16 protein-coding genes are annotated in these 15,667 nt (G+C 61.7%); 6 read left to right on the plus strand and 10 right to left on the minus strand.

Annotated elements, in window-relative coordinates:
- The first annotated feature begins 5 nt into the window (after nt 1–5).
- Nucleotides 6–2,189: a tetratricopeptide repeat protein gene (locus KBZ19_RS04465; RefSeq protein ID WP_255099918.1), complete on the plus strand. Its 2,184-nt coding sequence runs from the start codon at nt 6–8 to the stop codon at nt 2,187–2,189.
- Between the two features lie 215 nt (nt 2,190–2,404).
- Here KBZ19_RS04465 and KBZ19_RS15095 read toward each other — a convergent pair whose 3' ends face one another.
- Together KBZ19_RS15095 and KBZ19_RS04475 are read right to left on the minus strand one after the other, a co-directional pair.
- Nucleotides 2,405–2,842 carry a prepilin-type N-terminal cleavage/methylation domain-containing protein gene (locus KBZ19_RS15095; RefSeq protein ID WP_315856316.1) on the minus strand — a complete coding sequence of 146 codons (438 nt, stop codon included), beginning with the start codon at nt 2,840–2,842 and terminating at the stop codon, nt 2,405–2,407.
- 255 nt (nt 2,843–3,097) lie between these two features.
- Nucleotides 3,098–3,904: an ABC transporter permease gene (locus tag KBZ19_RS04475; RefSeq protein ID WP_315856323.1), complete on the minus strand. Its 807-nt coding sequence runs from the start codon at nt 3,902–3,904 to the stop codon at nt 3,098–3,100.
- Nucleotides 3,905–4,176: 272 nt separating this feature from the next.
- Here KBZ19_RS04475 and KBZ19_RS04480 point away from each other — a divergent pair, with 272 nt between their 5' ends.
- Nucleotides 4,177–4,911 carry a response regulator transcription factor gene (locus KBZ19_RS04480; protein ID WP_255099921.1) on the plus strand — a complete coding sequence of 245 codons (735 nt, stop codon included), beginning with the start codon at nt 4,177–4,179 and terminating at the stop codon, nt 4,909–4,911.
- On the opposite strand, the gene KBZ19_RS04485 is transcribed toward KBZ19_RS04480, so the two are convergent.
- Entirely contained in the window at nt 4,874–6,244 is a 1,371-nt protein-coding gene (locus tag KBZ19_RS04485; protein WP_255099923.1) for an ATP-binding protein, read from the minus strand. The genes KBZ19_RS04480 and KBZ19_RS04485 overlap by 38 nt on opposite strands.
- 427 nt (nt 6,245–6,671) lie before the next feature.
- Between KBZ19_RS04485 and KBZ19_RS04490 the strand changes: the two genes are divergently transcribed.
- Complete coding sequence (locus KBZ19_RS04490; protein WP_255099924.1) at nt 6,672–7,256, plus strand: hypothetical protein; 585 nt, start codon at nt 6,672–6,674, stop codon at nt 7,254–7,256.
- 45 nt (nt 7,257–7,301) lie between these two features.
- On the opposite strand, the gene KBZ19_RS04495 is transcribed toward KBZ19_RS04490, so the two are convergent.
- The 5 genes from KBZ19_RS04495 to KBZ19_RS04515 are packed head-to-tail and all read right to left on the minus strand — an operon-like array spanning nt 7,302 to nt 9,894.
- Nucleotides 7,302–7,766, minus strand: coding sequence for a PilZ domain-containing protein (locus tag KBZ19_RS04495; protein WP_315856317.1), 465 nt, complete (start codon nt 7,764–7,766; stop codon nt 7,302–7,304).
- A 37-nt stretch (nt 7,767–7,803) separates the two neighbouring features.
- Complete coding sequence (locus KBZ19_RS04500) at nt 7,804–8,484, minus strand: hypothetical protein (RefSeq protein ID WP_255099927.1); 681 nt, start codon at nt 8,482–8,484, stop codon at nt 7,804–7,806.
- 17 nt (nt 8,485–8,501) lie between these two features.
- The gene (locus tag KBZ19_RS04505) at nt 8,502–9,023 is read right to left on the minus strand and encodes a GspH/FimT family protein (RefSeq protein WP_255099928.1); all 522 of its coding nucleotides are present in this window, start codon (nt 9,021–9,023) and stop codon (nt 8,502–8,504) included.
- Nucleotides 9,020–9,457, minus strand: a complete 438-nt coding sequence (locus KBZ19_RS04510) for a hypothetical protein (protein WP_255099929.1) — start codon at nt 9,455–9,457, stop codon at nt 9,020–9,022. Before KBZ19_RS04510 ends, KBZ19_RS04505 begins: the two co-directional genes overlap by 4 nt.
- Complete coding sequence (locus KBZ19_RS04515) at nt 9,454–9,894, minus strand: hypothetical protein (protein WP_255099931.1); 441 nt, start codon at nt 9,892–9,894, stop codon at nt 9,454–9,456. Before KBZ19_RS04515 ends, KBZ19_RS04510 begins: the two co-directional genes overlap by 4 nt.
- A 348-nt stretch (nt 9,895–10,242) precedes the next feature.
- Here KBZ19_RS04515 and KBZ19_RS04520 point away from each other — a divergent pair, with 348 nt between their 5' ends.
- Nucleotides 10,243–10,479 carry a hypothetical protein gene (locus KBZ19_RS04520; RefSeq protein WP_255099932.1) on the plus strand — a complete coding sequence of 79 codons (237 nt, stop codon included), beginning with the start codon at nt 10,243–10,245 and terminating at the stop codon, nt 10,477–10,479.
- 1 nt (nt 10,480) lies between these two features.
- On the opposite strand, the gene lepA is transcribed toward KBZ19_RS04520, so the two are convergent.
- Complete coding sequence (gene lepA / locus KBZ19_RS04525; RefSeq protein ID WP_255099933.1) at nt 10,481–12,289, minus strand: translation elongation factor 4; 1,809 nt, start codon at nt 12,287–12,289, stop codon at nt 10,481–10,483.
- A 170-nt stretch (nt 12,290–12,459) separates the two neighbouring features.
- Here lepA and KBZ19_RS04530 point away from each other — a divergent pair, with 170 nt between their 5' ends.
- Nucleotides 12,460–12,741: a NifU family protein gene (locus KBZ19_RS04530; protein ID WP_094510160.1), complete on the plus strand. Its 282-nt coding sequence runs from the start codon at nt 12,460–12,462 to the stop codon at nt 12,739–12,741.
- Between the two features lie 48 nt (nt 12,742–12,789).
- Complete coding sequence (gene serS, locus KBZ19_RS04535) at nt 12,790–14,076, plus strand: serine--tRNA ligase (protein WP_255099934.1); 1,287 nt, start codon at nt 12,790–12,792, stop codon at nt 14,074–14,076.
- Here the strand turns inward: serS and KBZ19_RS04540 are convergent.
- Nucleotides 14,018–15,667 carry a class I SAM-dependent methyltransferase gene (locus tag KBZ19_RS04540; protein WP_255099936.1) on the minus strand — a complete coding sequence of 550 codons (1,650 nt, stop codon included), beginning with the start codon at nt 15,665–15,667 and terminating at the stop codon, nt 14,018–14,020. The two genes, serS and KBZ19_RS04540, sit on opposite strands and share 59 nt — an antisense overlap.

Below are 15,667 nucleotides of genomic sequence, written 5' to 3' on the forward strand. Positions count from 1 at the left end.
GCGCCTTGGCCCCACTTGATTCGTCATTTGATAAAAGCGTAGAAATCGAAAAGATTGCCTCAGCAAAACAGCATCTAGAAGCCGGGAACCTACTTGAAGCTGAAATGACATACCGGAGCCTGCTGCAAAATGGCTGCATGGATCCAAAGGTACACAACAATCTAGGAATCATCTGCGGACTGACAAACCGGAAATCAGAAAGAATGTCTCTCTTTAAGCGAAGCATTGAGATTGATCCTTCATTCGCAGAAGGACACTTGAACTACGGCGTAGCACTCCACGACGAGGGAATGGTTGATGCCGCAATAGCTCAATGCAAACAGGCAATTTCACTAAGGATGGACTTCAAAGCTGCATACCTAAATCTAAGCAAGTCATTTTTGCAGCTCGATCAGGATATGTCAGCACTCGAGATGCTCGCATCCCTTTCTTTAGATGCAACAAATACTGAAGCCTTGTTCCAATTTGGCCTAGCCTTTATTGAACTAAACAGGTTCAACCAAGCCATTGAGGCATTTGAAGCAATTCTAAGATACGAGCCCAATCACCTTCAAGCATCTCGGAACATTGGCTTGATCCTTCAGGAACAAGGCAGACATGCAGAAGCTGCCCTAATCTTTTCATACCTTTTGGCTTCGAATCCAGCCGAGGCAGGCTTGTATCTACATCTAGGAGCTTCGCTTGAGCAGCTTGGTGATTATGAGCAAGCTGAAAAGCATTTCTCATCAGCATTGGCACTTAACCCTCAGGATAGCGTCGCCATGAATTGCATGGGATTATGCTGCACAAATCAATTAAAGCTTGAAGAAGCAATTGATTGGTATCACAGATCTCTGGCAACCAACGGCGACAATCCATCTGCGCTAACCAACCTAGCCCTTGCCATGCGCAATCAAGGCAATATCGAGAACGCAATCTCATTATTCAAGAAGGCGCTTATGCATCAGCCTCACACGAAAGAGCCTACTCAAGGTCTTTTGTTTAGCTACTCGATTTGCGGAAACAGGTATGAAGCAGAAATGCTAGCTACATCAACTGATTACTGGAATCATATCAGGAGCACATCAATCACCAAAAAGCCAGGTCTTCATATCCCGCTCACACGCACATCATCAGAAAGAATTCGCGTTGGCATTCTTTCTGGCGACATCGGATTTCATTGTGTCAGCAGTTTCATTGATTCCTACCTCAGCTTTTTTGATCGTTCAAAGTTCGAAGTTGATCTTTTATTGACATCGACTCGGAGCGACCTCAGAACAGAGTCAATAACCCGAAAAGCAAGTTTCACCCATTCATTGCATAGCATGTCAATGGATGAAAGTCGACTTCTACTAGAGAATCAGAATTACGATGTACTTATTGACACATCTGGGCACACGAGTGGAACAGCACTTGAACTGCTCGCACACCAATGTGCGCCACTTCAATGCCATTACATTGGATATCATGCGACAACGGGACTCGACACGATAAATTTCTTCATCGGCGACGAAGAAACAGCGGACTCTTCTTTTCAGCCATTCTTCACAGAAGAATTATGGCGCCTCAAGCGCCCTTGGTTGGCCTGCATCCCCTACACGGCACCACCTACGGCAAAATCTACAAACACTATTGAAGGGCCTGTGTTTGGATGCTTCAGTCAACTTGCAAAGATCCGCGAAGAAACATTGACATTCTGGGCTTCAGCGATGTTACGTGTAACATCTGCCACGCTCCTGATTAAAGATCGAAACACTGACATAGCAACTGCAAGAGAAAGAATTCTTAACTCGCTAAGAGAGAAGGGGATTGATCCATCGCGTATACATTTTCTCCCTTGGTCTTGGAAATGGGAAGATCATCTTGAAAGTTATAATCAAATTGATATTGCACTTGATACAACGCCATGGAGCAGTGCCACTACAGCTTTTGATGCATTATCCATGGGGGTGCCACTCATCGCAATCCGCGGAAAATGTATGGCGGCGAGAATGAGCTCTTCAATTGTCAAAGGTTTGGCTAAACATGATTGGATCACCGAGACTCCACACCAGTTTAGCTGCATTCTTGAACAACTTTCAGAAGACTGGAAGTTACTCCGAGAAAACAAAGAACACCTTCAAACTGAGGTCTTATCCAGTTGTCTTTTCGACGCACGTGACCTAGCGAATCACCTCGACAGCGCAATCATTGAAATGAAATCGTACTGAATCAAAGCCTCAGTGATTAGAATTTTTTCAACTGATGAATAGCCACTCTCACCAACAACTTGCAGAAGGATGACAAGATTTGTTTAACTTCAAATAGCGAACACAAGCAATAGGGACAATGCGTCAAAAAAAATGAGGGATCACTAAGATCCCTCAGCCCTACCTAAGCAATAACTAAATCAATACACTCGAAACAGATCGGGCATATTCAGGAGTCAGGAAATAGTACAACCCAAGACACCATCAGCTGAGACGGTAACAGTAGCTGTTGTGTTTAAAGCTGAAGTTGAGGTAGACGTTAGGCACCGCACACCCTCAACACCATTGAGAGCGGCAGTACCAGAGCCACCACCGATGCAGTTACTTGTCGCCGTAAAGGCAACTCCCGTGCCGGCTGCAGCAGTTGTTCCGATGGCAACATCCGACGCTGCCGAAGTGGCGCATTCCTTGGCGATACCAATGAGTTCTCCAACTGCCGCACCAGCCTGAGCGGCGTCACGGGCGTTCAGGTAGGTGGGCAGGGCAACAGCGGACAGCACGCCGACGATTGCCACAACGATCATCAACTCGACGAGCGTGAACGCCTTGGCGATACCGCGGCGGGCGTTGAGGGAGCGAATCAACTGGATCTGGGTCTGGGAAGAAAGTTTCATGGGCCTGGATGGGGCGTTGAGCTGGTGAATAACCATGCTTATGGTAGCAAAGGATCGGCCAAAATGGGGGCTTTGTAGAGGGATGGTGGCTTGATGTGGAGATCTTCACACACAGGAACAACCCTGAAATTGCCAGCAAACCACTCAGCAGGCAGGTCCACGATCTGCCCAGTTTCAGCTGTGCCCTGCCCCTCAAATTTGCCCGGATCAGCTGACACCTTCAGCGCCCCCAAAAGGAGTTGGCAACTGGAGAAATCAGGTGGCTTCGCCGCTCAACCAGCTCTCCAGCCCTTCACCCAGAAACGACAAGCCCAGCACCAGCAAAAACATTGCCAAGCCGGGGTAAAGCGCCGTCCACCAGATCCCTGTGGGCACGGCCGTGAGTGCCTGCTGCAGATCACCGCCCCACTCGGGAATGGATTCGGGCAACCCCAGGCCAAGAAATCCAAGCCCGCCCAGCACCAGCACAGCATCGGCTGCATTGAGGGTGAGCAACACCGGCACGGAGGTGATCACATTGCGCAGCAGATAGTGGCGCAGGATCCATAACGGGCCAGCCCCCAGCGAACGCGCCGCCTCCACATACAGCTCGGCTTTCACCTGGGCCGTTTGGTTGCGCACCACACGGAAATACTGCGGCACATACACCACACACAACGCCGCCGCCGCATTGGGCAGGCCGCGGCCCAGCAGAAAAGCCAGCACCACCGAGAGCAACAGCACCGGCAGGGTGTAGAGCGTGTCCATCAGCAGCACCAGCAGCCGATCGATCGGGCCACCCAGATAGCCGCTCACCATGCCCAGCGGCACACCGATCGTGAGCGCCACCACCAGCGCCAGCAGCACCACCTGCAGGGCCACGCCGCTGCCTGCCAGGGTGCGGCTGCACACATCGCGGCCGAGGCGGTCGGTGCCGCACCAATGGGCCAGCGAAGGCCCCGCATAGATCGGGTTCTCCAGGCCGGCGTTTGGATCCGGCAGCATCCCCGCCTGCACCAGCAGCGGCGTGAGCAAGGCCACGAGCGCGTACGCCAGCACCACCACCAGGCCCCAGCGGGCGATGCGCCCAGACAGCCCGGCTGGCCGCCCGTTGAACAGCCGCAGGCTCAAGGGTGGAAAGGAGAGGGGGGTCACAACCGGCTCATCGGCAGCAGCAGCACAAGCGCCAGGGCTTCTGACTGAGAAGATGCACTGAGTATAGGGTGAGGAAGGGGTGAGAGCCACCGGTCAGCGGCAAACTGCAGCGGCCGCTACCCATTACGTTTCCGTGGTGGAGCGCCGAGCTCCCGGCCAGGCCTTTGCAGGGCACACTGACCAACACGGGATTGTTTGCGATGACCGACCTGGTGGACCCCCAAAACCATCGTGTCCTGATCGTCGATGACGATCCCGAACTGCGCCGCTTTCTCAGCCAGGAGCTGAAGGTGGAGGGCTATAGCCTTGAGCAGGCCGACAGCGGCCAGAACGCCCTCTCGCTGCTTCGCGACCAAGTGTTCGATCTGGTGATGCTCGACTGGACCCTGCCTGATTTTTCAGGCGTGGAGGTGTGCCGTCGCATCCGCCGCAGCGGCATCAAAACCCCCGTGCTGATGCTCACCGCCCGCGATGACGTGCGCGAGCGGGTGGAGGCGCTCGATTCCGGCGCCGACGACTACGTCACCAAGCCGTTTTCGCTTGAGGAGCTGCTCGCCCGGGTGCGGGCCCTGATCCGCCGTTCCATCCCCAACGAAGAAGACACCAACGACGACGCCGCGGTGGTGAGCCTCGGCAACCTCAGCGTCGACACCGGCAGCCGCGAGGTGTCCCGCAACGGCATCCCGATCAACCTCACCGTTCGTGAGTACGACCTGCTCCTCTGCCTGCTCTCGGAGCCCAATCGCGTGCTCAAGCGCGAAACGATCCTGCAGACCGTGTGGGGCGACAACCACTACGGCGACGACAACCTGCTCGACGTCTACATCCGTTACCTGCGTCGCAAGCTTGAGCAGGAGGGCCAGCCCACCTTGATTCAGACGGTGCGAGGTGTGGGGTTCATGCTGAAGGAGGGTCCTCCTGCAGGTGCGGGCTGATCCGCCGCAACTTCAGCTGAAAATCGGCGCCGCCGCCCGGGGTTTCCGCCACCCGCGCTGTACCGTCCATGCGTTCCATCAGCAGCTTCACCACCGAGAGCCCCAGGCCACTGCCGCTGCCCACCAGGTTGGCTGGCACTCCACTCGCCGGTGCCCCCCGCACGAACCGATCGAAGATGCGGCGTCGGTCGCCGGGATGCACCCCCGGGCCGTGGTCGCGCACATGCACCACCACCTCGCGCTGGCTGCCGTCGGCGAACAGCTCGATCGGGCAGCCCACCGGTGTGTGCTTGAGCGCGTTCTCCACCAGGTTGGTGAGGCACTGCTGCAGCCGATCGGCGTCACCCCAGGCCCGCAGCGGCTCCCGCTCCTCTGAGGGGATCAGCCGCAGGCGACCGGTGGTGTAGACGGTGAGGCGTTCATAGGCTTCCAACAGCTCCTGGTCGAGATCCAGTTCCCGCAAGGCCAGATCCAAACGGCCGGCATCGTCTCTGGCGATGTCGAGCAGGTCGGTCACCAGGCGTCCCATGCGGGCGGATTCGCTCTCGATCAAAGCCAGAGGCCGGCTCTCCGGGGCGCTGGTAGGGATCTGGCGCCGCAGACGCTGCGCATACCCACTGATCAGCGTGATCGGCGTGCGCAATTCGTGAGCTACGCCATCTGCAAACGAGGTCTGCCGCTCCCAGGAGGTGGCCAGCCGGTCGAGCAGGTCGTTGAAGGAGGCGGCGATCTGCTGCAGTTCCCGCGGTTGCTCGTCCACCTTCAGGCCCTCCGCCGAGAGGCTCTGGTTCGGCAACGTCACGTCTTCCAGCCGGGCGCTGAGCCGGCCCAGCGGGCTGAGGCCCCGATCCAACGCCAACCGCATCAACGCACTGGTGAGTAGAGCCGTGAGCACCGCCACCGCGATCAGCAGGTCCTGGGCATTGATCTGGCGCCTCACATCGGCGGTGAAATCCTCCATGTAACGCACCAGCGCGCCGCCTCCAGACAGGCGCACCGGCTGGGTGGAGAGCAGAAAGGTGTTGCCGCTCAGCCGCAACGACATCGCATTGGGCTTCCCCCGAGCGATGAGCGCCAGCTGGGCCGCCAGGGGCCCCAGTGGGCCGAGCCCGAAGGTGTTCTCCCGCTGCGTCACTTTGTAGGGCTTTCCGGCGGCCGTCTCCACCCAGATCAGCAGTCCTGGTGTGAGCAACCGATCCAGCCGCGCCTGGATCTCGGCCGCGTTGCGGGGAACCGGGGCGCGCAGCAGCGCCTGATGCACTTCAAACACCGTCTGGCGATGGCGGTCACGCCGTACCTTGCTGGCGATCAGCCCGTTGGAAAAGACCAACACCGCATACCCCACAAGGATGGCGAGCAGGCTTGTGATCTGCAGCTGGCGGCGGATCGAGGCCCGTGAGCGCCGCCTCCTTGGTGCTGGGTTCTCAGCCAACGCGCGGACCGGGCGAGGGGCGTCTCATGCCGGACGGGCCTAGCTGCCAAGTATGAAGAGAGTGTAAGTGTCCCTCTACGGGCCCGCTATGGCGCTCAGCAAGGAAGACTCCAGGATTCTGGTGGCAACCAAGCCGGCCCGACAACGTCATCAGCGCACGATGGCTTGCGTGTCCGGAACACATCAAGTTGAACACATCACCAAGTTTTCGCGCTTATGCTGAGGAGGGGTTAGGCATTCAATGCCCAACTCTCATCTATTTCCAAACTTCGCCCACTTTTCGCCGCCTTTCTTCCCGATCTTTCAGGTTCATACGTTTCGGCCCGGTATGACCACAGACCTCCTGCGGTTGCGGCTCCTGAGGATGCGGCGCCAGCGGTTCATTGACGCGGCAGGCCATGGCGCGGCCACCGCCAACGAAGGCTTCAGCCTGATGGAGTTTCTGCTGGCAGCCATTCTGATCACCATCGTGGTCAGCGGCACCACCGTCACGTTGATGGCGAACAACCGCTCTGGTCGCCCGATAGACAACGCTGATGAGCTGGAGCGGCTCATCGCTCAGGATCTGGCCTTGATCCGCGAGCTCAACAGTCGCTTCAGCTGCTGTGGCGAGGAGTGTGCCGAGGCGGCCATTCCCGGCGGTACCCCTGGCGCCTGCGGCAGCGCCGCCCTTGCAGCGGCCGAAAACCAGCGCGACGCCTGCCCGGACGGGGGCATGGCGGAACGCATGATTGCTGCCTTCCCGGAGCCGCCCACCGCCCCGCCGGGTGTTTCCCTCACCCGCACGGGCCCCACCATCTCCGACTCCGACCTCAACCGGCTGCAGTGGACCTATACGGTCTCGGTGGACGGCGTCACGATGATGTCAAGGGTGGTGAACCTGATTCCCGATGCAGCTACGGGTTGCCGCTGAAGCGAGTGGCCCATGAACCCAGTGGCATCTGAACCCGGCCGGGGCTCAGGGTGTTGGCTCAGAGAGCTTCGCCGCAGGGATCGCTTCGCCGCTGCTCCCGAAGGGCAAGACCGGCAGGGTCAACGGCTGCTCAAAGGCCACACCTGCCACCGAGATCAGCGAATTGATCTCGACCCAGCGCACTGTGAAATTGGAAATGCACGGTGGGTCTGAACGCCGAAGGATCAGGCTGATAACCCCCTCTTGCCCTTTGTCGAGGCTCAGGCCAGGAGGCAGGGCGATCTGAAGGCGCAGGCCACCTTCGCTCAAATCCAGCACATCCACGTTGAACCAGGGCTGGCCCTCCAGGGACGGGAAGCTGATGATGGCGCTCAATGGCTCCGGCAAGACGCGGCGCACACTGGCGCGGTCAGACGGGAGATACCCCTCTGGCTGGGGAGGTGTCGCCTGGCCGGAAATCACCTCACCAGCAGACTCGCTGTGGAGAGGATTGTTGCTGTCTCCTCCCACACCATTGAACGCTAATAATGCGTCAACATTAGAACAATCAGCCCGCTCCGGCCGCCGCCTCTGTGCTCAGGCGCTGCGCGCTGCGCCCCGCTCCGCCCGGAAAGCTCTGCTCCAGCCGCAGGCCAACCACCTCACTCTCGCGATCCAGGCAGGCAGAGAACGGCAACCGCGAAGAACCGGCAAGGTCGTGGGGATGGAGGCCCCCGACTGGCGACGCCGGTCTCCCCAGCAGGGCGGCGCATCCCTTCCATGGCGTGGCCTCAGCAGCAAGGCGGTCGAGCACCACTCGGCTCTGGAACACACTGCCGGGGTTCACTTGGCCATGGAGGCCATAGGCGGGTCCGCAGCGCACCAGCACCCGCCCCTGCCAGATGCCACTCGGCGCGGCTCCCACGCTGTAATCAATCGTGCCCTCGGGCGTGTGCAGGCGCAACACCGCGGTACGTCCAGCCAGGCCACAACGGCTGGTGCCCTTGGCAGGGTCGTCGGCAACCGAGAGGGCCCGCACGAGGTCGCTGCGGATCAACGCCAGCGCCCGCTGCTGGTTGCCGCGTTCGCGCAGCGCACGGGTGAACTGCTGGGCATGGCGCCCTTCTCCCACCAGGGCCTGGATCACCACCCCGCAGAAGCCCAGGCCCAGGGTCATCGCCAGCAGCATCTCCACCAGCCCGAACCCCCAGCGCGTCGCGGCAGGGCGGCGGGTGCAGGCGACAGTCAAACGCAGCGTCATTGGGCTCAAAGCGTGGGGTCGGGGCCGCAGGCGGCACTGTCGGGAGGGGCCTGGCCCGGGCCCAGATAACGGCCAAGGCGCACGAACCCCAGGGGAAGGGCAATCACCAGGCAGCGACGCAACTCCGTGCCCTCACTGCTCAGCACCACCGTTCCCCCATCGAGCACCAGCCCGGTGCTGCTGAAGCGCAGGGCGGCTGGCAGGTTGTGGCTCAGCTCCACACCGGCCGCTTGCCCACCGTCATCGAGGCCCGTGATCGGCTGCGCGCAACCGGGCAGCTCGCCCCCCGTGGGCGCCTGCCAGCCCTGCTCCCCCAGCTCCAGAGCACAGGGTTGGCCGCTGGCCTCAGCAACCGCCCGGCCGTGCTCGATCGCCAGGGCGATCCGCCGGGTCGCCGCCTCCAGCCGCTGGCGGGCCAGCGTTTCGCCGCTGTCGCGCAGGGCCAGCGCCGCCAGCACAGCGAGGATCAGCGCCGTGATCACCCCCTCCAGCACCGTGTACCCGGCCTGCGGCCGTCGCGGGGTCACGCCCCCACCTCCAGATCCGTCATCTCTGGCAGCTCGGGAACCACCGGGCAAAGGCCATGGGCTGCGGCACTGAACAACCGCCGCCGCTCCAACTGCCCCTCGGCAGCGGTGTAGATCAGCCACACGGCACCGCCATCCGGAACCAGCTCCAGCGCCTTGCGCACGCCCTGCGGCAGGGATGAGGCGCCGCTCGCCAGGCGGGAGACCATCCATGCCGCCGCCACTTCGCAAGAGGCGGGAGCGGGCTGGTCGCGCGCCACACTCGCCCGCAGGTGGTGGGTGCGTCGCAGCAGATCCGCCTCGATGCCACTGGCCAAGGCCTCGCGTGCGGCGGCGGCCTGGCTCCAGGCGGCACTGGAGCCCCATAGCCGCACCGAGCTGGTGGCAGAAAGGCTGAACACCACCACAGCCATGATCGCTTCGGTGAGCGTCACAGCCCCATGCCCCGCACGGCGCTGATCGGAGCCGCGCCGGCCTCCTCGGCCAGGCTCACGGCAAAACGACGTTGCAGGCCATCGCCATCCTGCTCGCCGACGAGCTGCAGCAGCAGCTGGGCCGGCTCCGCAGCAGCGGCAGGTTTCCAGGCCACCACCTGATAGGACAGCCCCGCCACCGATCCGGCCACGAGCGCAGCGGTTGTGACACCTTCAGCGCACACCTGCCCCGACCAGCGCTCCGAGGGCAGGTGGAGCAGGCAGGCAAACGGCCCGCTGAGCTGGGCCACCACCTGCTGGGCGGCGGAAGCCAGGGCATCTTCGGCCCGATCGCGCTTGAGCTCGGCCTCCAGCCTTGCCCGCGCCTGCAGCGCGGCCGTCTGCACCGAAAGACCGCTGAGCAGCAGCACCAGCGAGGCGGCAAAGCTGAACGGCATCAGAAAGCCCTGCGAGGGCGCGCGCCGCTGGGCCCGTTGCAGCGTCAGTTGCCGTCTGCCGCAGCGTGTTCTCCTCGGCTCCATGGGCATGGATGATCACGACCCTGGGAGTGTTCCCGGCCGTGGCTGATTTGCTCCCCGGCAGCTCAGGAAACACCCGGTAGGCTTCGCCCGCTACCCAACGATCACGCAACCGGGCACCACCGATGGGATGGGATCACGGCTACTACTCCAGTGATTGCTACACCATCGGCTACTACCGGGAGATGGCGCCGAACTGGCCCGATTTCGCTGCACGGTGAAAGGGCACCGCTCGCCACCCTGGCCAGCCCGCTGCTCGGCAACGGCGTGAGCTTCAGCACGATCCAGGCCATGGTGGTCCAGGGCCTGGAGCAGGGCATGGAGGGGGAACTGCTGGCGGTGTGCGTGCAGGCTGGCCTGGCCTCGCTGGGCGCCACCATCAGAGATGCCGAAGGCCAGCCGCTGGAGGATCCAGCCGCCCAGCTGGAGGCCTTGCAAACGGTGGCGGTTGATCTGCAGACCACCGGGCTGCCGCTGCTGCGCCACCTTGGGGTGCTGGCCTGAGTTACTGATTGAGCTTGAGCACCGCCATGAAGGCCTCCTGGGGCACGTCGACGCGGCCCATTGCCTTCATGCGTTTCTTGCCCTTGGCCTGCTTCTTGAGCAGCTTCTTCTTGCGGGAGATATCGCCGCCGTAGCATTTGGCCAGCACATCCTTGCGGATGGCGCTGATGCTTTCGCTGGCGATGATGCGGCTCCCGATCGAAGCCTGGATCGGAATCTTGAACTGCTGGCGTGGAATCAGCTCCTTGAGCTTCTCCACCAGCCCCTTGCCCACGTTGTAGGCCTTGTCGCGGTGCACGATCGTGGTGAGCGGATCGGCCTTCTCACTGTTGATCAGCACATCGAGGCGCACCAGCTCGTTCTTGCGGTAGCCGATCAGGCTGTATTCCATCGAGGCATAGCCCTTGGTGCGGCTCTTCATCACATCGAAGAAGTCCGTCACCACCTCAGCCAGCGGCATTTCGTAGTGCAAGGTGACCCGATCGGTGGTGATGTATTTCATGTCGATGAACTCACCGCGCCGCTCCTGGCACAGCTCCATCAGGGCGCCGTTGAAGCTGTTGGGGGTGTAAATCTCCAGCTTCACATAGGGCTCCTCGATCGATTCCCGCTTCTGCGGATCGGGCAGGGTGGCGGGATTGTCCACCATCTGAACACTGCCGTCGATCATATTCACCTGATAGATCACCGATGGCGCCGTCACGATCAGGTCGAGGTCGTATTCGCGCTCGAGGCGCTCCTGCACGATCTCCATGTGCAGCAGCCCCAGGAAGCCGCAGCGGAAGCCGAAACCCATGGCGCTGCTGGTTTCCGGCTCGTATTTCAAGGCCGCATCGGAGAGCTGCAGCTTGTCGAGCGCTTCCCGCAGATCCGGGTATTGATCGGCATCGGTGGGGAAGAGGCCGCAGAACACCATCGGCTTGGCCTCGGCATAGCCAGGCAGCGGCTCGGCGGCTGGATTGGCCGCCAGGGTGATCGTGTCGCCCACGCGGGCATCGGCCACCGCCTTGATCGAGGCCGCCATGTAGCCCACCTCGCCGGCGTGGAGGCTGTCCACCTGCCGCTGGTCGGGCGCCATCACGCCCACCTCATCGAGCTCTACCGTTTTGCCGCTGGCCATCAGCAGCACCTTGTCCTTGCGGGCGATCACGCCGCTGATCACCCGGAAGTACACGATCACGCCCCGGTAGGGGTCGTAGTAGGAGTCGAAGATCAGCGCCCGCAGCGGCTCGCTCACCCGGTCGGCCGGCGCCGGCACCCGGTCCACCACCGCCTGCAGGATGTCGGGCACGCCCAGGCCGGTCTTGGCGGAGCAGTCGATCGCCTTGGAGGTGTCGAGGCCGATGATCGCCTCGATCTCCTCCTTGATCCGGGCGGGATCGGCGCCGGGCAGGTCGATCTTGTTGAGCACCGGGATGATCTCGAGATCGTTCTCCAGCGCCAGGTACACGTTGGCCAGGGTCTGGGCCTCCACCCCCTGGCTGGCATCCACCACCAGCAGGGCCCCTTCGCAGGCCTGCAGGCTGCGGCTCACCTCGTAGGAGAAGTCGACGTGCCCCGGCGTGTCGATCAGGTTGAGGATGTAGAGCTCGCCATCGGCCGCACGGAACTCCATCCGCGCCGCCTGCAGCTTGATCGTGATGCCCCGTTCCCGCTCCAGCTCCATGTTGTCGAGGAACTGGGCCTGCATGTCGCGCTCCGCCACCGTTCCGGTTTCCTGCAGCAGGCGGTCGGCCAGGGTGGATTTGCCGTGGTCGATGTGGGCAATGATGCAGAAGTTGCGGATCCGCTGAACGGGAACGTCGGTCATCGCAGCGGGTCAGCCCGTTCAGAGGAAGTGTCCGAATCTTAGAAAGCGGTCCCTGCGTCGCCGGGACACCACGCCGCAGGCCCTCTGCAGAAGAGCGGCAAGCCGGCCGTGCCGAACAGCCCTGCCTTCGGCTGCCCTGCCTAAGCTGATCGCATCCGCGAACCCGATCCATGTCCAGCGAAACCACCGCCCCCACAGCTGAGGCACCGGCCGCCGATCCCCGTGCCCTCACGGTCGAGAACGTGGAGCGTGTGCTCGATGAGCTGCGCCCTTATCTGATGGCCGATGGCGGCAACGTGGAAATCGTGGAAATCGACGGGCCGATCGTGAAGGTGCGCCTGCAGGGCGCCTGCGGCTCCTGCCCCAGCAGCACCATGACGCTCAAGATGGGCATCGAGCGCAAGCTGCGCGAATCGATTCCCGAGGTGAGCGAAGTGGTGCAGGTGCTCTGAGCGGGGGACCGCGCAGAACTAGCCTGCGCCCCATCTGCAAGCCCCGCCGTGCTGGATCAGCGCCTCCTGCGCGACAACCCTGCGCAGATCGCCGAAGGCCTGAGCCGCCGGGGCGCGGTGGCTGATCTCGATGGCTGCCACCAGCTCGCCCTTGAAACGCGTGATCTGGAACAGCAACGCAGTGAGCTGCAAGCAGAAGGCAACCGCATCGGCCGTGAGGTGGGAGAGCTGATCAAGGCCGGCGCCGCCCCCGGCGGCGCGGAGGTGAAGGAGCTGCGCCAGCAGGGCGCGCAGATCAAGCAGCGGGTGGGGGAGATCGAGGAGCAGGAGAAGGGCCTCGAAGCGCAGTTGATGCAGCAGCTGATGGTGCTGCCCAACCTGCCCTCGCCCCTCTGCCCCACGGGCCGCAGCGAGGCCGACAACGTGGAGGTGAAGCGCTGGGGCACCCCGCGGCTGGCCGCCGAGGGAGAGCAGCTCGAAGAGCACTGGCAGATTGCCGAACGGCTCGGCATCGTTGACACCGAACGCTCGGTGCGGATTGCCCAGAGCCGCTTCGTGACCCTGATGGGCCAGGGTGCGCGGCTGGAGCGGGCGCTGATCAGCTTCATGCTGGATCGCCACTCCTCCAGGGGTTACACCGAAGTGTTGCCGCCGATCCTGGTGAACACGGCCAGCCTCACCGGCTCCGGCCAGCTGCCGAAGTTCGCCGAGGAAAGCTTCCGCTGCGCAGAGGACGACCTCTGGCTCACTCCCACAGCTGAAGTGCCCATCACCTCCCTGCATCGCAGCGAGGTGATCAACGCCGAGCAATTGCCGCTGAAGTATGCGGCTTACACCCCCTGCTTCCGCCGCGAGGCCGGTTCCTACGGCCGCGACACGCGTGGACTGATCCGCCTGCACCAGTTCAACAAGGTGGAGCTCTACTGGTTCTGCCTGCCCGAGCAATCAGAGCAGGCCCACGAGCAGCTCACCCGGGATGCCGAGGCGATTCTGGAAGCCCTGGAGCTGCCTTACCGGCGCCTGGAACTGTGCAGTGGTGATCTGGGCTTTTCGGCCGCCCGCACCTACGACCTGGAAGTGTGGCTGGCGGGGGCCGGCACCTACCGCGAAATCTCCAGCTGCAGCACCTGCGGTGATTTCCAGGCGCGCCGCGCCTCGATCCGCTACCGGGAGGGCAAGCACACGCGCCTGCTGCACACCCTCAATGGCAGCGGCCTGGCCGTGGGCCGCACCATGGCCGCGCTCCTGGAGGCGGGCCAGCAGAGCGACGGCAGCGTCAGGATTCCTTACGCGTTGGTGCCTTACTTCGGCTCCGAGTGGATCGGGAAGCCGTGAGCGGCGCGGTTGGCAGGCCACCCAAACGCTGGAGCAGGGGCACTTTGCTGCCCATCACCACGGCAGCGATCTCTTGGATCCTCGCGATCTGAGCGGGTGTTTCCACAACCACCTGATGATCACGGCCAAGCAACTGCACATCGAGATCCTTGAGCCCCAGCAGCACACAGCTGCTGAGCATGGGCTCCTGAAGCTGTTCGCGCTGGGCCCGGTAGATCAAGGCCTCAAGCACGGAAAAGGGAACAGCGGAACCCACGGCGGGCAAGGCCAGTTGCGTGTAGGAACGCCCCTCCTGCATGCGACCCAGCAGCAACAGATTGAGGCGCTGAACCTGCGCAGCAGCCTTGGCACCAGCGGGGCCACGCTCGAAGCCGATGGCTCCGGCCTCCAGCAAGAGCGAAAGCATCACGACGAGCTCACCGTGCGGTTGCTGGCAGATGGGCAAGAGGGAGTCAATCGATGCCGGTGAGGCCGAGAGGGCGGAGAGAACGGGTCCGTAAGCCTGCGGATCTCCCTGAATCTCGCCAAAGCAGGCTCTGAAGCGCAGGGCCTCCAGCGGGTGCGACAACCAACCCTCCTGCGGCTGCAGCAGATGAAAAGAGATCGTGCCGAGGCGCTGGCTCCATTCCTGTGGCGTGAGCCGAACATGGCCCTTGGTGAAGAGATCCCTGCGGAATGCCTTGTTGGTGCCGAGATCAGCCAGCAATTCACGGGCCTCTGTTCTTGGCTCCTTCATCACCACCTCGCGCATTGGAGCTGGCAGGAGTTCGATGAACGATTCGGAATAGGTGGCCGAACCTAGAAAAGACAACTTGTGCTGCTTGCACCGCGCACTCATCTGGGTGAAATACAGCGGAGACCAACCCGCATTCGCATACTCACCAAAGAGATAATCGACAGGTGCAAACTCAACGGACTGCAGCTCTCTTCTCAGGTTTGGATACGAGGCGCCCAACTGGGAAGGTTGCGATTCATCGCCAAGCAGTTGGGTGAGCACGCGCGCTGCTGCATGGAAGTGGAGCCCTTTGCCCCCCTGGTGCGCTGCAGGAACCTCGAGCGTAAGAAGCTGCTGAAAACTGCTCCTTGCCAGCCAGCCGGGATAGGTGTTGTAAGAGCAATAAAACAACCCGCCAGAACGCAAAGAAGCGGCCGCCACAGCCAGCAGGGCCTGTTGAACGGGCTCGGTGACCCAGGTGGCGATGCCATGGGCTACCACGTAATGGCAGCCTCCAACAGACCAAGGAAGGAGCGCACCTGGAGCAGCCAAGCCCAGAAAATCAGCTTCGATGATCTCCACGTTCTTCAGCCCGGCGCGGCGGGCCAGATCCAGGCCGTGGGCCACATGATCAGGATGAAAATCCACCCCAAAAAAGCGGCCTTCTGGATAAAGCGAGGCCAGCACCACCAGGGAGAATCCTGTGCCGCAACCAAGATCGAGAAAAAAGAAGGGCTCACCTTCAGATTCTCTGGGCGGCAAGTGGCCCTTGAGCAAGGCTGCAAAATCAAGCCAACTTGGCGTTAGCTCACGGAAAAAAACACTCGTATAAGAACTTGAGGAGTGATAGCCGTGATCCCAGCCAGCATGAGCCAA

Origin of the sequence: Synechococcus sp. L2F (assembly GCF_024345695.1) — a bacterium.
Lineage (GTDB): Bacteria > Cyanobacteriota > Cyanobacteriia > PCC-6307 > Cyanobiaceae > MW101C3.